Raw genomic sequence first — 16,162 nt, forward strand, 5'->3', positions numbered from 1 at the left:
ACAATCCCCGCTTGTCCATCGGCAGGGCGCGAAAAGCGCGGATGCAAGCCTACGTCTACAAGAGCCAGCGCAAGGCCGACACGTTCGTCTACCTGGCGACGCGCGACGATTTCGCCCGACTCCCCGAGCCGCTGCGTACCCAACTGGGCGAGTTGGCTTTCGTGCTCGAGGTTGCCCTGACGCCCGAGCGCAAACTGGCGCGGGAAGATGCCGAGGTGGTCCGGACCAACCTCGCCGCGCGCGGCTTCCATATCCAATTCCCGCCGCAGCCCGATCCCACTGTCCTTCCCGATGCCTGAGTCCCGGCTGCAGACCCGTCACGTCGCCCTGGTCGCCTTGCTGGCAGGCCTGCTGCTGGCCGGCGCCGGTGCATGGCTGGGCGGCGTGCCGGCGGCCCTCGGTGCGTGGCTGGCGCAGCCGGTGGTGGCGCTGGGCGTGTCCTGGCTTCGCGGCACCCGCGTGCTCGCACCGTCCCGCGCCTGGCGCGAGGACTTGCCGGCATTGGGGCTGGCCTGGGCGGTAGCGTTCGCCGGCAGCGCGCTGCTGCTGGCCTGGCCACTCGCCTCGCTGCACGACAGCGGCAGCCTGCCGGCAGCATTGGGCGTGAGTGCGGTGATCGGTGTGGTGATCGTGGGCCTCTGGCGCACGTGGCCGCTGTGGCATGGCCTGGAGCGCGACGGTGGGGCGTTGGCTGCCCACTGGCGTGGGTTGGTCGAGCACGACTTCCATGCCTGGCGTGGCCTGGCGGTGGCGACGGCGTTGGCCGTGGCCATCGGCGGCGGCCTTTGCCTGGCCTGGCAAGGGCTGGTACCCGACGGCGCCCGCACCGGCCTCGCGATCGCCTATGCCCTGCTGTTGCCGCTGCTGCACCTGGGCGTGCAGCGGGTAGCGGGCGCGGGCGTGCTGCCGGTGGTCGAGATGCCGGAGCGCGAGGTGGAAACCTTCGATGCGCCCGTCGTCGAAGCCGACACAGCCCCGGACGTCGACCTGGACCAGGCCTTGTTCGAAGCGGCGCGCGCCGGGCGCGTGGATCGCGCGCTGTCGCTGATCGAAGCCGGCGCCGATGCGCATGCGCTGCCGGCGGAGGGCTCGCGCGACCAACGCAGCCTTGGCGCGCTGGCGGCCGTGCTGCCGGACCTGCGCCTGCTGCGCACGCTGATCGCGCACGGCGTGGATCTCAACCACGCGCATGCCGGCGTCACCCCGCTGCTGGCCGCGACCCGCGACAGCTGGCATGGCCGGCCGGATGCGGTGACCACGCTGCTGGCGAATGGCGCCGACCCGCGCATCGCCGATGCGGAAGGCAACACACCGCTGCACCATGCCGCGCGCAGTTCCGACCCTGGCGTGGTCGCACTGCTGCGCGATGCGGCGGCGGAACTCGATGCGCTCAACCATGACGGCCTGACCCCGTTGGGCGTGGCCTGCATGGCCGGCAACTGGCGGCTGGCGAAATTCCTGCTCGAACGCGGCGCACGCCCGGACCCGCAGGGCGGGCAGCCGGTACTGTTGGCGGCGGCTGCGACCGAAGAAGACGATCCTGCCGGCGTGCAGTTGCTGCTCAAGCACAAGGCCAAGGTCGATGCGCGCGACGCCCAGCGCCGCAGCGCCCTGCACGAAGCGGCCTACGCCGGTCACGCCGAAGTCGTCACGACGCTGCTCGCTGCCGGTGCCGACGTGCATGCGCGCGACGCGCAGCAGCGCACGCCGTGGCTCGACGCCGCGCGCGGCGCCCGCGCCGCGGTGCTGGAAAAGCTCGCCGACGCCGGGGCGGATCGCCAGGCCACGGATGCCGAGCGTCGTAACGCATTGATGCTGGCGTGCGGCGCGGAGCAGGTATCGCCCGCGCTGGTGCGCCGCCTGCTGGAATGGGGCCTGGATCCTGCCGATACCGACGCCGCGGGCCGGCGTGCAGTCGATGCCGCGGCCGAAGCCGGGCGCTGGGCGCTGGTCTCCGCGCTCGATCCCGCCTATGCCCTGCCCAGTGCCGTGGCTGCCGCCGAGGACGAGACGCCGCCGGACCGCGCGCCGTCCGCGCTGCTGCGCGAGGGCCTGGCGAGTGGGCAGTTCGAAGGTCTCGATGCGCTCGCGCGCCTGTGCTCTCGCGAAGAGCTCGGTGCGTTGTTGCACGAAGCCGACCTGCAACGCCCGGCGCGCCTGGCATGGTTGCTCCGCAATGGTGCCGATGCAGACGTCCGCAACGCGGCGGGCGACACGCTGGCGTTCGCCCTGCTGTCGCAGGGTGCGGTGGGCGCGCCTGCGTTGGCTGCGGTGCTCGCGCGTGGCGTTTCGCCGGCCGGCGCCGGTGGCCTGGCGCGCTTCCTGGCCGCGTGCGCGGCGGACGACCAGGCGGCGCGCACGCTGGAATCCTGCGCGCTGGATCTGCTTGAACGCGGCGCCGATCCCTTCGGTGTGTCGCCGCAAGGCGATCCGGCGCTCTCGCTCGCCGTGCGGTTGGGTTGGCAGCGAGTGCTCGATCGCCTGCTCGACATCGGCGTAGACCGCGAAGCGCGCGACAGCCATGGCATGACCGCGCTGCACCTGGCGGCGGTGCTCGGTCGCGAGACCGCTCTCAAGCAGCTGATTGCGAAAGGCGCTTCCCCCGAGGCGCGTGCCGCCGACGGGCAGACACCGCTGGGCGTGGCGCTGGCCTGCGGACGTCGCGACCTGGCCGATTGGCTGGACTGGCGGATCTGGTCGCTGCCGAAGCGTGCGCTGCGACCTGCCGACCTGCCATCGGCCGCGATGATGGGCGACCGCGACGCGGTGCGTCGCCTGCTCGACCTCGGCTTCGATGTCGATTCGCCCGATGCGCAAGGCTGCACCGCGTTGTTGCGCGCCGCCGGCGGTGGCTTCACTACCACCGTGGAGCTGCTCATCGCGCGCGGCGCCGACCCGCAGCGCGCCGCGCATACCGGCGCGACGCCGTTGTCGGCCGCGGTCAGCATGCGCCAGGCGGAGATCGTCGGTGCGCTGCTGACGGCGGGCGCGGATATCGAATACCGGCTGCCCGGTGGTGTGACCGTGCTGATGCTGGCGGCGGCCTTGGGCCTGCCCGAGATCGCCGCGCGCCTGATCACCGCCGGCGCCAACGTGCATGCCGGCGATGCGCAGGGCCTCACGCCGCTGCATTGCGCCACGCTGTACGGCTTCACGGCGCGCGAGAAGCCGCGCCTGGTCGCGCTGCTCGATACGCTGCTGTTGTCTGGCGCGGAATCGGAGCAGGTGGCTGCAGGTTCGGTCACGCCTTTGCTGCTGCTGTTAGGCGCGCGTGCCGAGCCGGGTACCGCCTGCGACGAAGAAGTCGTGCTGGCCGGCCTGGAACGCCTGCTCGACGAAGGCGTGTCACTGGACGTGCAGGATCCGCGTGGCTTCGGCCCGCTGCATCTGGCCTCGCTGCACGGTTTGCTGCGCGTGGTTAGCCGCCTGTTGCGTGCCGGCGCCGATCCGGAACTGCGCGATGTGCTGAACCGCACGCCGCGTGAGATCGCGGTGATGCGCGGCTTCATCGACGTGGCGGCGGAGTTCGTGCCCGCCACACCCGGTGCGGGAGCGTCGATGGCCCGCTTCCTGCGCGATCGCAGTTGACCTGCCGGCTCATCGCGCCGGCGGCGTGTCCTCGCCGGTCGCATCGGCTTCGAACAGTTTCTCCAGGTCGCTGATCGCATCGCGCGCGGTCTGAATCACCGCGCCGTCGTCGTCGTAGACCAGGTATTGCGCGCGCAGCAGTTTCTCGTCGTGCTGGCGGAAGCGGCGAGTGTGTTCGGCGGCGGTGTGCGTCGGCACGCCCAGCTCGACCAGCACCTGCTCCGCCATTTCCAGGCTCGAGCCCAGCGTTTCGCGATAGGCCTCCGCGCTCAGGTCCATCAACCGCCAGGCATGCTGGCGATTGCGCGCGCGTGCCAGCACGCGTGCCTCGGGGAACATGCGACGGATCAGGCGCGTGGCCTTGATGTTGGTGTCGGGGTCGTCCATCGCGATCACGAAGACCTTCACGTGCTGCGCGCCGGCCGAGCGCAGTAGGTCCGGGCGGGTCGGGTCGCCGTAGTAGATGCGGATGTTGCCGAAGCGGCGCAGCGTGTCCACGGTCTCGGGGCTGTGTTCAAGCGCGACGAACGGAATCTTCTGCGCCGTCAGCAGACGCGCCACGATCTGTCCGAACCGGCCCATGCCGGCGATCAGCACTTGCGGCTGCTCGTCGGGAATCTCGTCGAAGGTGCGCGTGGTGGGTTTGGGCCGGTTCACGCCGGCCAGCAGGCGATGCAAACCGAGCAGCAACACCGGCGTGAGCGCCATCGATACGCCGACGATGGCGCTCAGCTGGTTGCGCAGTTCCGTATCGATCAGGCGCACGCGCGAGGCTTCGCTGAAGACCACGAAGGCGAACTCGCCACCCAGCCAGAGCGTACCCGCCATCAGCAGCGCGCCCTTCGGGTCGAGGCGTCCCGGCCAGCGGCCGATGCCGAACAGGACGCTGAACTTCACCGCAAGCAGCGTCAGCACACCGAAGGCGATCAGCTCGGGCTGCTTCACCACCGCGTCGAGATCGATGTCCATGCCGACGGCGATGAAGAACAGGCCCAACAGCAGGCCCTTGAACGGATCGATCTGCGATTCCAGTTCGTGGCGGAACTCGGAGTCGGACAGCAGCACGCCGGCCAGGAACGCGCCCAGGCCCGCGCTCAGCCCAGCCAGCTGCATGAACCAGGCGATGCCCAGCACCACCAGTAGAGCAGTGGCGGTGAACACTTCCGGCATGCGCGTGCGCGCGACCACGCGGAACAGGTGGCGCAGCACAAGCCGCCCGCCGAGGACCACGATGGCGATCGCACCGACGGCATGGAACACCATCGTCCAGGTGAGCGTTTCGTTCTTCGCGCCGCCCAGCAGCGGAATGGCAGCCAGCAACGGGATCGCGACCAGGTCCTGGAACAGCAGGATCGCAAAGCCGAGACGCCCGTGTTCGCTGGTCAGCTCCTTGCGCTCTGACAACAGTTGCAGGCTGACCGCCGTGGACGACAGGGCCAGGCCGAGGCCGACGACGAGCGCGGTCTTCCAGTGATGTTCGAACAGCAGCGCGATGCCGCCCAGCAGCAGCGCACTGAGCAGCACCTGCAGGCCGCCGGCGCCGAACACCGGCTTGCGCATCACCCGCAGGCGCGAGGGCGAGAGTTCCAGGCCGATGACGAAGAGCATCATCACCACGCCGATCTCGGCGGCGTTGAGGATGCGGTCGGCATCCCGCACCAGTGCCAACCCGTCCGGGCCCAGCACCACGCCGGCCACGAGGTACGCCAGTACCGCCCCCAACCCGAAACGCTTGAAGACCGGCACCGCGATCACCGCGGCCAGCAGGAACACCAGCGCCAACTCCAGACCACTACCGTGCATGCGTCACCTCGTGGGGATAGTATGCGGCGGACGGGGCCGGAGAGGCCTACTTCCACGGAACGAGGAGGGCGTGTGAGGCACTCAATCGGATGGTGCAATGCGTTGGTCTGGGGTTTGTTGCTCCTGGTGTGTGCGGAACCGGTTTTTGCCCAGAGTCCACAAGCGATCCGGAAGCAGGCTGAATCGAGCATGTTGGTGACGGGCTCGATCCTCATCGAGCGGGATGGCAGTGTCAGCGGGCTTGAAGTCGATCAGCGCGACAAGCTGCCTGACGTGGTGGCGACGCTGGTGGAGAAATCGGGTCCGGCATGGAAGTTCGAACCCGTGCTGGTCGAGGGCGAGCCCAGGAAGGTCAAAGCGCGCATGAGCCTGCTTGTGGTCGCGAACAAGCTCGAGGAAGGCGGCTATCGGGTCGGTATCCGCGACGGCTACTTCGGCAAGGACGCGATGACGCCGGAGGAGCGCCAGCAGGAGTCCGGTGCCCTCAAGGGCCTGGACATGAAGCCTCCGTCCTATCCCATGAGCGCGCTGGAAGTGGGCGCGCGTGGCACCGCCTACGTGGTGCTGAAGATCGGGCCGGATGGCAAGGTGATGGACGCCGCGGTCGAGCAGGTCAATCTGCGGACGATCGGCAATGTCAACGAGATGAAGCGGATGAGGAGCGCCTTCTCCCGCTCCACCGTTACCGCAGCCAAGAACTGGTTGTTCTCCATGTCGGCCAATGACCTGGTCCGGGAACATGGATTCACGTTGGTGCGTGTGCCGGTCGATTATGAGTTCGCAGGCAACAGCAGGCCCTCGTATGGGCAGTGGGATGCGTACATTCCAGGACCCAGGGAGACCATACCGTGGATCCAGGACGATAGGGCCAGGGATGAGAGTCCTGAAGCGATGCTTGCGGGCGGCCTGTATGAAGTGGGCAAAGGGCTGCGTTTGCTGACGCCGCTGGGTGGAGGCTCGTAGCCGGCACCCGTGTCCATGTGGCGGAGGCGCATGATCACCCACCGCCGAAGGCTTGCAACAGATGCTTGCCGTACTTTCCCGACGGTGTGGCCGTCACCGTCACGACCGCATAGGCAAACAGCCCGCCGGCCAACGCGAACCCTGCGACGGCCGGCCAGGCCAAGCGGCGCGGTAGCGTGATGCGCCTGTGCAGATTGCGGATGAAGCACTCCGCCACCAGCAGGTTGGGCACGAAGAACAGGTAGAGGATGGCGTAGTCGAATGGGCCGCTGGTGTTGCCCGCGCCCATGCCGACGCCGCCGGTGAGATCCTTCCATGCGCGGATCTCCAGGTCGAACACCCATGAGCCCAACACCATCGCGAACAACCGGATGGCCCACGCGCGATGCCGGTCGAAGCGCTTTGCGCGCGCGTGTACGAAGGCCATCGTCGCGCACAGCATCATCACCGCGCCCCAGACCGCGAACGCGATCGACGCCGCGCGCGTGTAAGCGCCGTGGGTCAGGATGAACGACAGGCCGCCCACGCCGGCCAACACGCCGGCGGTGACGTAGACACGCCCGGTCCAGCGATGCACGGCGCGGTGGCGGGCGCGGATGCGCGACGACAGCAGGATCGGCCAAGCCAGCACCAGGATCGTGCCCATTGCGAAATGCAGGCCGATGCCGAGGTTGGCGACCCAGACCTGCGCGCTTTGCATCGGCAAACCGTCCACCAGGACGCGCCATTGTTCGAAGTTGCCGGGAGTGGCGCCGGTCGCCCGGAGGACGATGTAAGCGCCGAAGGCCAGCAATCCGGCAAGCGCGACGACCTGGATGGCGCGGCCGATCCACCCGAGCAGGTATTGCCGGATGTCCGGCCGGGCGGGAAGGCGCATGCGCGTGGTGTTCATCGGGTCTGTCCTGGATGGGCTGCGGACTGCTTCCGCCGCGCGAAGCGTTCCGCATAGACCGGTCCAGGTCGTTAGGCCAGGCGCAGGAAGTCATGAGGGCGCGCCTGCGGACCGCACCTATACTGGCGCGCGCGGGCATCGTCCCGCGGGGGAGCGCATGCCGCAGACCGATTCCAGTCGCCTGGCGTTCGACGACGTGGTCATCGACTTCGTTGGCCGGCGACTGTTGCGAGCAGGACGCGAGCAGACGCTGGAACCCAAGGCGTTCGCCGTGCTGGCCTTGCTGGCGGGATCGCCTGGCCGGGTGTTCACGCGGGACGAGATCCTCGATGAGGTCTGGGGCCACCGGCACGTCACCCAAAGCGTGATCAACCGGGTCATGAGCTTGTTGCGCCAGGCGGTGGGCGAAGACGCGCAGCGTCCGCGCCTGCTGCACACCGTGTACGGCATCGGCTATCGCTTCGACCTGCCGGCCGCTGGACACATCGCTGCTTCGCCCGGGAAGCCGGAAGGTGCGCCGCGTTGGCGCCAACCCTGGGTCATCGGGTCGGCGTGCGCCTTGCTGCTGGGCTTGAGTGCGGTGGTCTGGACGCAGCGGGACGTTGCGCACGACGTGCCTAGCGACGGTATCGCTACGCAGGCCCGGCCTTCGCTTGCCGTGCTGCCCTTCGCCGACCTCTCCCAGGCAGGCGACCAGGCCCATCTTGCCGATGGCCTGGCCGAAGAGATCCGCAACCAGTTGGCGCAGTCGCCGGCGCTACGCGTGGTAGGGCGCACGTCGAGCGATGCATTCAAGGACACGGACGACCTGCGCGGCATCGGCCGTGCACTGGACGTGGCGTATCTGCTGGAAGGCAGCGTCCGGCGGCAGGGTGCGCACCTGCGCATCACCGCGCGACTGGTGCACGCCGAGGATGGATCGCAACTGTGGTCGAAGACCTATGCGCGCGAGTTGCGCGATGTCTTCGCGGTACAGGATGCGCTGTCGCGCGACGTGGCGCATGCCTTGAGCGTGAGGCTGGACGTGGCGAGGTTCAATCGCGAGCAGGGCGGTACGACCCAGGTCGATGCCTATGAGCGCTTCCTGCGCTGGCGCAGCATCGTCATGCGCGAACAGTTCGATGTCGAGCATGATCGCCTGCGCTTGCAGCTCGCCCGCGAAATGATCGTGCTGGATCCGCAGTGCGTGTTGTGCCGGGACGCGCTGGCGTCTTCGCTCATCGCGATGGCGCAGGAGCTCGATGGGCCGCAGGCAGACGGATTGCGCGCCGAAGCCGCGCAGGTCCGAGACGATATCGCTCGCCTCGCGCCGGACAGTTGGGTCGCCAGGCGCGATCGTGCGAATGCGTGGTGGCGTGAGGGTCGGCGCGCGGAGGCCATCGCACTCGCGAGACAGGTCGCCGAGGCGGGGCCGCCGACGAAGGAGCGCGCATGGGACTACGCCTACATGCTGTATGCCATGGGCCACCTGGAAGACACCATCGCATTGGTGGAGCAGGTGCGCGCGGTCGAGCCGAGGGCGTTGTTCCTGTCGCGCGACCTGCAGTACGACTACACCGCCGCGCGCCGTTACGCGGACGCGGAAGCCGAGTACCGGCGCGGTCTGGAGATGGAAGGCAGCCAGCGCGAAACGGACTCGGTGGCGTTCTTCCGGCAATTGGCGGGCAAGCGGAGCGGCGGTCTGCCCGAACTGCGCGATCTGCACCAGCGTCTGCAGCGGCAAGAAGGCTTCGACACGCCGTTCTTCCGCGATCTCGGCACGGTGCTCGACGACCGCGGCGCGATGCTCGCGCTTGTCCGCAAGGCGTTGGCGGATGGGGCCTACGCCGGGGGGCAGGACGCCGCCTACGTGCAGACCAGCGTCGCCGATGCGCTGGGCGATCCCGGATTGGCGGTACGCGCGCTACGGAACGAGCTTGCGCTGCAGCCGGGCTTCGATGAAGGCCGCATGCCGCAGTATCCGTACGTTTCTTTCTGGAATGCGCCGTATTCCGGTATGCGCGCGCATCCGGACTTCAAGGCGCTGCTCGTGCAAGCGGGTGTCGCGGACTATTGGCGCCAGACCGGGCGTTGGGGCGATGGCTGCGAGCCGGTGGGCCCTGACGATTTTCATTGCCGGTAACGAAAACGCCCCGCGATGCGGGGCGTTCTCTCTGGCGTCTCCGTTGCCGGATCAGCGCTTCATCGAGCTGAAGAACTCGTCGTTGGACTTGGTGTTCTTCATCTTGTCCAACAGGAATTCCATCGCCGCGATCTCGTCCATCGGATGCAGCAGCTTGCGCAGGATCCAGATCTTCTGCAGCAGTTCCGGTTCGATCAGCAGGTCCTCGCGGCGCGTGCCGGAGCGGTTGATGTCGATGGCCGGATAGACGCGCTTCTCGGTGATGCGGCGGTTCAGGTGCACTTCGCTGTTGCCGGTGCCCTTGAACTCTTCGTAGATCACCTCATCCATCTTGCTGCCCGTCTCGACCAGCGCGGTGGCGATGATGGTCAGCGAGCCGCCTTCTTCCACGTTGCGCGCGGCGCCGAAGAAGCGCTTCGGGCGGTGCAGGGCGTTGGCGTCCACGCCGCCGGTCAGCACCTTGCCGGAGCTGGGCACGACGTTGTTGTAGGCGCGAGCCAGGCGGGTGATCGAGTCCAGCATGATCACCACGTCCTTCTTGTGCTCCACCAAACGCTTGGCGCGCTCGATCACCATTTCGGCGACCTGCACGTGGCGCGCGGCGGGCTCGTCGAAGGTCGAGCTGACCACTTCGCCACGCACGGTGCGCTGCATTTCGGTCACTTCTTCCGGACGCTCGTCCACCAGCAGCACGATCAGGTGCACGTCCGGGTGGTTGGTCGTGATGGCGGTGGCGATCTGCTGCATCATGATCGTCTTACCGGCCTTCGGCGGCGACACGATCAGCGCGCGCTGGCCCTTGCCCTGCGGCGCCATCAGGTCGAGGATGCGGCCGGCGATGTCTTCCGACGAACCGTTGCCGCGCTCCAGCGTGAAGCGGCGGCGCGGGAACAGCGGGGTCAGGTTCTCGAACAGCACCTTGTTCTTCGACGCTTCCAGCGGTTCGCCGTTGATCGTGTCGATCGTCGACAGCGCGAAGTAGCGCTCACCGTCCTTCGGCCAGCGGATGCGGCCGGCCAGGTGGTCGCCGGTGCGCAGGTTAAAGCGGCGGATCTGGCTGGGGCTGATGTAGACGTCGTCCGGGCCGGCCAGGTAGCTGGCCTCGGCCGCGCGCAGGAAGCCGAAGCCGTCCGGCAGGATTTCCAGCACGCCGTCGGCGGCGACGCCTTCACCGTGGCGGGTCAGCACCTTCAGCAGGGCGAAGATGACGTCCTGCTTGCGGGCGCGGGCGACGCCTTCCTGGATGTTCAGCTGCTCGGCGATGTCCAGCAGCTTGGGCGCGGGCATGCGCTTGAGGTCGCCCAGCGAATACTGCGGGAAGCCTTCCGGCACGCTGGGCGGCTGACGCGGCGCGAAATTCTCCTGGCCGCCACCGTTGTTGCCACCGCCTTCCTGCGGCATGCCGTCGTTGCCGTAACGTTCGCGGTTGCGCTCGCGGCGATTACGGAAGCGTTCGCGGCGGTTGTTGCCGAAGCGGTTGCCGTCGCGCGGCTCGCGCGCGTCCTGGCCACCGTCCTGGCCCTGTTGGCCGCCGCCGTGCGCGGATTCGCCGCCTTCATGGGCGGGGGCCGCTGCGGGCGCGGAAGCGGGTGCCGGCGCAGGCGATTCATTCACCGGCGGCAGCGGGAGCTGCGGGGCGGCGTCGGCCTGGGGGGCGGAAGTGTCGGCGGAGGGGGCCTTCGGGACGCGGGCTTTGCGCACGCGCTTCTCGGCGGGAGCGCCGGTTTCGTTGCTACTGTCGGACAAGTTGCGATTCCTCGCTAGGTGGCGAGCGCGCCGGCGTTGCGGCGGCGGGTGAGTAAAGAGAAGTGGGGCTTCAGATGGGTGCGGCGCATCCCCTGCGCCGGATTCGGATTCGACACTATCACCGGCCTGCGACGGCGGCAAGCCGGGCCGCCGCAGCGGGTTCAAGCGGATTCAGCCAGCGCCCCCGTCTTGCCGGGGGCTGCCGGATCAGGCCGCCTGGGTGCCCAGGGCCTTGTCGATCATCTGGGTCAGCTGACCCTTGCCGACGGCGCCGATCTGGGTCGCCTGGATCTGGCCGTCCTTGAACAGCAGCAGCATCGGGATCGAGCGGACGTGGTACTTGATGGCGGTCGCGCGGTTCTCGTCCACGTTGACCTTCGCCACCTTCAGCTTGCCGCCGTAGGTTTCGGCCAGCTCATCCAGGACAGGCGAAATCATCTTGCACGGACCGCACCATTCGGCCCAGAAATCCACCAGTACCGGCTCGCCGGACTGCAGCACGGCCGCATCGAAATCGGCATCGCCGACGTGGGAAACTTTATCGCTCACTGGGGTCTCCTGCGGGGTCCGCGGGGTCCCACGGACGGGTTCGGGCCGGGTCGGCCGTCTGTTTGGGGTAAACTGGGGCGTTCCGCGGCCATTTCAAGGAGCTCCTGGGCGGCCGCGCAGCCCGGCACAGGGAGCGCAGTGTGCGACGCCGGACCCCCCGTTGCAAGCACAGCGACCCGCATTCACACAGCCGCACGCAGAACACTGCGGCGCAAAGAAGATGGCATGAGCGACAAACCTTTAACCGACATTACTTTTTCCTCGTTCGACCTTCATCCGGCCCTGCTCGCAGGCCTCGAAGGCGCGGGCTTCTCCCGCTGCACGCCGATCCAGGCCATGACGCTGCCGGTCGCACTGGCCGGCGGTGACGTCGCCGGACAAGCGCAGACCGGCACCGGCAAGACGCTGGCCTTCCTGGTCGCGGTGATGAACCGCCTGCTGAGCCGTCCGGCGCTGGCCGAACGCAAGCCGGAGGATCCGCGCGCGCTGATCCTGGCGCCCACGCGCGAACTCGCCATCCAGATCCACAAGGACGCGGTGAAGTTCGGCGCCGACCTGGGCCTGCGCTTCGCGCTCGTCTACGGCGGCGTGGACTACGACAAGCAGCGCGAGCTGCTGCAGAAGGGTGTCGACGTCATCATCGCCACACCCGGCCGCCTGATCGACTACGTCAAGCAGCACAAGGTGGTCAGCCTGCACGCCTGCGAGATGTGCGTGCTCGACGAAGCCGACCGCATGTTCGACCTGGGCTTCATCAAGGACATCCGCTTCTTGCTGCGCCGCATGCCCGAGCGCACCACGCGGCAGACGCTGCTGTTCTCGGCCACGCTGTCCCATCGCGTGCTCGAGCTTGCGTACGAGCACATGAACGAGCCCGAGAAGCTCGTCGTCGAGACCGAGTTCATCACGGCGGCGAAGGTGCGGCAGAAGCTGTACTACCCCGCCGACGACGAGAAGATCCCGCTGCTGATCGGCCTGTTGTCGCGCAGCGAAGGCGCGCGCACGATGGTGTTCGTCAACACGAAGGCGTTCGTCGAACGCGTGGCGCGCGCGCTGGAACGCGCCGGCTACCGCGTCGGCGTGCTCTCCGGTGACGTGCCGCAGAAGAAGCGCGAGTCGTTGCTGAAGCGCTTCCAGGCCGGCCAGCTCGAATTGCTGGTTGCCACCGACGTGGCCGCGCGCGGCCTGCATATCGATGGCGTGTCGCACGTGTTCAACTACGACCTGCCGTTCGATGCCGAAGACTACGTGCATCGCATCGGTCGCACGGCGCGTCTGGGCGCAGAGGGCGATGCGATCAGCTTCGCGTGCGAGCGCTACGCGATGTCGCTGCCGGACATCGAGGCCTACATCGAGCAGAAGATCCCGTCCGAGCCGGTCACCGCGGAGCTGCTGACCGCGCTGCCGCGGCCGGAGCGCCCGAAGCCGGAAGCCGTTGAAGGCGACGAAGAAGAAGAGAGCATCGGCCAGATCTTCCGCGAAGCCCGCGAACAGAAGGCGGCCGACGAAGAGCGTCGCGGTGGTGGTCGCAAGACCGGCGCCGGCGGTCCCCGTCGCGAAGGCGGTCGTCGCGAGGGTGGACGCCGCGAAGGCCCGCGCTCGGCCGATGGCAAGCCGCGCCCGCCGCGCGCGCCGCGTCCGGAAGGCGAGGCCGCCGCGAAACCCCAGGCGCCGCGTCCCGCGAGCGACGTGCGTCCGGAAGGCGCTGGCGTACCGGAAGGCGACCGCAAGCCGCGCAAGCGACGTCGCCGCCGTCATGGCCGGCCGCTGGAAGGCGCCGAGGGCGTGGTGGCGAGTGCGGCCGCTCCGTCTTCGCCGAAGCCCGTCGCCACGAAGGTTCCGGACGAGAACGCGGGCTTCCTGACGCGCCTCGGCCGCAAGATCCGTTCGCTGGTCGGCGGCTGACCGCCACCGCATCGGGTCGATGGAAGCCGGGCATGTCCCGGCTTCTTTTTGTCCGCGTGGCATCGCCAGCGTCTCCACCGCTCCGGCATAATCGAGGGACATGAGCGTCCTTCGATTCGAAAACGTCAGCAAGCAATATCCCGGCGGCCATCCGGCGCTGGTCGACGTCAGCTTCGAGGTGGCCGAGGGCGAGATGCTTTTCGTCACCGGTCATTCCGGCGCCGGCAAGAGCACCTTGCTGAAACTCATCCATCTCAGTGAGCGACCCTCGCGGGGCGCGGTGCTGTTTGGCGGACGCAACCTGCTCAAGGTGCGCGGCGGTCGCATTCCGCTGCATCGGCGCGAGGTGGGGGCGGTCTACCAGGACCATCGCCTGCTGACCGATCGCACGGTGATGGAAAACGTATCGCTGCCGCTGATCCTGCGCGGCGACCGTCGCGGCGACATCGGCAAGCGCGTGCGCGAGGTGCTCGCGCGACTCGGCCTGGGCCATCGCGAGAACGCGCTGCCCACGCAACTGTCGGCGGGCGAGCAGCAGCGTGTGGGCATCGCCCGCGCGATCGTCGCCGAGCCGCGCCTGCTGGTGGCGGACGAACCCACCGGCAACCTCGACCCCACTTTGGCGGCGGAAATCATGTCGCTGTTCGCGTCTATGCCAGAGCGCGGCACCAGCGTGCTGGTGGTCAGCCATGATCTCTCGCTGCTCAAGCGCATGAAGAAGCGCGTGCTGATCCTCGACCACGGCAAGCTGGCCGACGACATCTCTCCCGCGGACCTGGCCGAATGAGCGACGCGAAGAACGCCCGGACGCAGGCGCGCTCCGGCATCGGCATCTGGCTGGACCAGCATCTCTACAGTTTCGTCTCCAGCTTGGGCCGTGCGGCGCGTCGTCCGTGGGCGACGTTGCTGACGATCGGGGTGATGGCGATCGCGCTGGCGCTGCCGCTGGGCCTGTGGTTGGCGCTGCAGAACGTCGGGCACTTCGCCGGCGACGTGCAGCAATCGCGCGAGATCGACCTGTTCCTCAAGCCCGACACGCCCGTGGCGCGCGCGCAGGCGCTGGCGCTCGAACTGCGCGGCCGCGACGACGTTGCCGATGTGGAACTGCGCACGCCAGAGCAGGGTATGGCGGAGTTCCGCGAACGCAGTGGCTTGGGTGCCTCTCTCGACACGCTGGAAGGCAATCCGCTGCCGAGCCTGTTGATTGTGGTGCCGGAAGGCGACGACGCGCGCCTGGTCGCCGCCCTGCAGGCGCTGCCCGAGACCGACCTGCTGCAGCACGATGCCGCCTGGCGCGACCGGCTCGCGGGCTGGATGGGCTTCGGCCGTCGACTCGCATGGGTACTGGCGGCGTTGTTCGGCCTGGGCGCGCTGCTGGTGGTGGGCAACACCGTGCGGCTGGACATCCAGTCGCGGCGTGAGGAGATCGGCGTGCTCCAGTTGCTGGGCGCCAGCGATGGCTTCATCCGCCGCCCCTTCATCTACCTGGGTGCGTGGTACGGCCTGGCAGCCGGTGGGTTGGCGCTTGGCCTGCTGACCCTAGCCGCCTTTGCGCTTCGAGAACCCCTGGCGACGCTCGCGCGCAGCTATGGCAGCGCGTTCGCCCTGGTTGGGCTTGACCCCGTGGGTGCGGTCGCCGTCGTCGCAGCCGCGACGGTCATCGGCTGGTTGGGCGCATGGCTGGTGACCGGGCATTTCTTGCGTCAGACTCGCCCCACAGAAACCTGAGACTCGTCTCCTTCATGGCCCAGGAACTCCGGCACCTGATCAGTGACGCCCCCCGTGTGATGGTGGTGGACGGCTCGAAGCTGGTGCGCAAGCTGATCGCGGACGTCCTGCGGCGCGAAGTGCCCGGCGTGCAGGTCATCGGTTGTTCCAGCATCGCCGAGGCGCGCGCCGCGCTGGAGCAGGGCGAAGTGCACTTGGTCACCACCGCGCTGGCGTTGCCCGACGGCGATGGGTTGGAGATCGCGCGCAGCGTGCGCGAAGCGGCGGGCCAAGCTTACGTGCCGGTGATCGTGGTATCCGGCGACGCGCAGCAGCACCTGGAAGAGCGGCGCTTCACCGAGTTCGTCACCGATTACTTCGACAAATCGCTGGGCCACGAGGCGTTGGCAACGTTCATCCGCGGCTATGTGCAGCCCGAGCCGGTGCCCGGCGCGACGATCCTTTTCATCGAGGACAGCCGCGTGGTGGCCGAGACCACCCGCCGCATGCTGGAACGGCAATCGCTGAAAGTCGTGCACGTGCTGAAGGCCGAGGATGCCTTCGCCCTGCTCACCGCGGAATCGCTGGGTTTGTCCACGCACAAGTTCGACCTGGTGCTGACCGACGTGATCCTGAAAGGCGAATTGAGCGGCCGCGACATCGTGCAGCGAATCCGCGTGGACTTCGTCTATGGCAAGCGTCGCTTGCCCATCCTCGTGATGACCGGCGACAGCAACCGCGACAACCAGGCGGAGCTGCTGCAGGCCGGCGCCAACGACCTGGTGCTCAAGCCGATCGAGGAACGCCTGCTGGTGACGAAGGTGTTGTTCCAGCTGCGCCTGGCGCGCATGGACGAATCGCGCGCGCTGGTCTGAGACCGCTGCCTC

12 protein-coding genes are annotated in these 16,162 nt (G+C 68.3%); 8 read left to right on the forward strand and 4 right to left on the reverse strand.

Annotated elements, in window-relative coordinates; all coding sequences use genetic code 11:
* Positions 1–41 precede the first annotated feature (41 nt).
* The gene (locus BM365_RS11835) at positions 42–299 is read left to right on the forward strand and encodes a YcgL domain-containing protein (RefSeq protein WP_093489780.1); all 258 of its coding nucleotides are present in this window, start codon (positions 42–44) and stop codon (positions 297–299) included.
* Complete coding sequence (locus BM365_RS11840) at positions 292–3,588, forward strand: ankyrin repeat domain-containing protein (RefSeq protein WP_093489781.1); 3,297 nt, start codon at positions 292–294, stop codon at positions 3,586–3,588. Before BM365_RS11835 ends, BM365_RS11840 begins: the two co-directional genes overlap by 8 nt.
* Positions 3,589–3,597: 9 nt before the next feature.
* Here the strand turns inward: BM365_RS11840 and BM365_RS11845 are convergent, their stop codons facing one another.
* Positions 3,598–5,391 (reverse strand): monovalent cation:proton antiporter-2 (CPA2) family protein, encoded by a 1,794-nt coding sequence (locus BM365_RS11845; protein WP_093489782.1) that lies wholly within the window; start codon positions 5,389–5,391, stop codon positions 3,598–3,600.
* A 189-nt stretch (positions 5,392–5,580) separates the two neighbouring features.
* Here BM365_RS11845 and BM365_RS11850 point away from each other — a divergent pair, with 189 nt between their 5' ends.
* Positions 5,581–6,354, forward strand: coding sequence for an energy transducer TonB (locus BM365_RS11850; protein WP_093489783.1), 774 nt, complete (start codon positions 5,581–5,583; stop codon positions 6,352–6,354).
* A gap of 34 nt (positions 6,355–6,388) precedes the next feature.
* Here BM365_RS11850 and BM365_RS11855 read toward each other — a convergent pair whose 3' ends face one another.
* Positions 6,389–7,246 carry a DUF2306 domain-containing protein gene (locus tag BM365_RS11855; protein WP_093490752.1) on the reverse strand — a complete coding sequence of 286 codons (858 nt, stop codon included), beginning with the start codon at positions 7,244–7,246 and terminating at the stop codon, positions 6,389–6,391.
* 157 nt (positions 7,247–7,403) lie between these two features.
* On the opposite strand from BM365_RS11855, the gene BM365_RS11860 reads away from it, so the two are divergent.
* Positions 7,404–9,368 (forward strand): winged helix-turn-helix domain-containing protein, encoded by a 1,965-nt coding sequence (locus BM365_RS11860; protein ID WP_158253472.1) that lies wholly within the window; start codon positions 7,404–7,406, stop codon positions 9,366–9,368.
* Between the two features lie 51 nt (positions 9,369–9,419).
* Here the strand turns inward: BM365_RS11860 and rho are convergent, their stop codons facing one another.
* On the reverse strand, positions 9,420–11,114 hold the full coding sequence (rho, locus tag BM365_RS11865; protein ID WP_093489785.1) for a transcription termination factor Rho: 1,695 nt from the start codon (positions 11,112–11,114) through the stop codon (positions 9,420–9,422).
* 207 nt (positions 11,115–11,321) lie between these two features.
* Positions 11,322–11,663 (reverse strand): thioredoxin TrxA, encoded by a 342-nt coding sequence (gene trxA / locus BM365_RS11870; protein ID WP_093304080.1) that lies wholly within the window; start codon positions 11,661–11,663, stop codon positions 11,322–11,324.
* Positions 11,664–11,888: 225 nt separating this feature from the next.
* Between trxA and rhlB the strand changes: the two genes are divergently transcribed.
* From rhlB to BM365_RS11890, 4 genes are all read left to right on the forward strand, one after another.
* Positions 11,889–13,568: an ATP-dependent RNA helicase RhlB gene (rhlB, locus tag BM365_RS11875; RefSeq protein WP_093489786.1), complete on the forward strand. Its 1,680-nt coding sequence runs from the start codon at positions 11,889–11,891 to the stop codon at positions 13,566–13,568.
* 100 nt (positions 13,569–13,668) lie between these two features.
* Entirely contained in the window at positions 13,669–14,355 is a 687-nt protein-coding gene (gene ftsE, locus BM365_RS11880) for a cell division ATP-binding protein FtsE (protein WP_093489787.1), read from the forward strand.
* On the forward strand, positions 14,352–15,296 hold the full coding sequence (gene ftsX / locus BM365_RS11885) for a permease-like cell division protein FtsX (RefSeq protein ID WP_093489788.1): 945 nt from the start codon (positions 14,352–14,354) through the stop codon (positions 15,294–15,296). The genes ftsE and ftsX overlap by 4 nt, the downstream gene beginning before the upstream one ends.
* Positions 15,297–15,310: 14 nt before the next feature.
* Entirely contained in the window at positions 15,311–16,150 is an 840-nt protein-coding gene (locus BM365_RS11890) for a response regulator (RefSeq protein WP_093489789.1), read from the forward strand.
* The last annotated feature ends 12 nt before the right edge of the window (positions 16,151–16,162 follow it).

The sequence above is a fragment of the Pseudoxanthomonas sp. YR558 genome (assembly GCF_900116385.1).
Lineage (GTDB): Bacteria > Pseudomonadota > Gammaproteobacteria > Xanthomonadales > Xanthomonadaceae > Pseudoxanthomonas_A.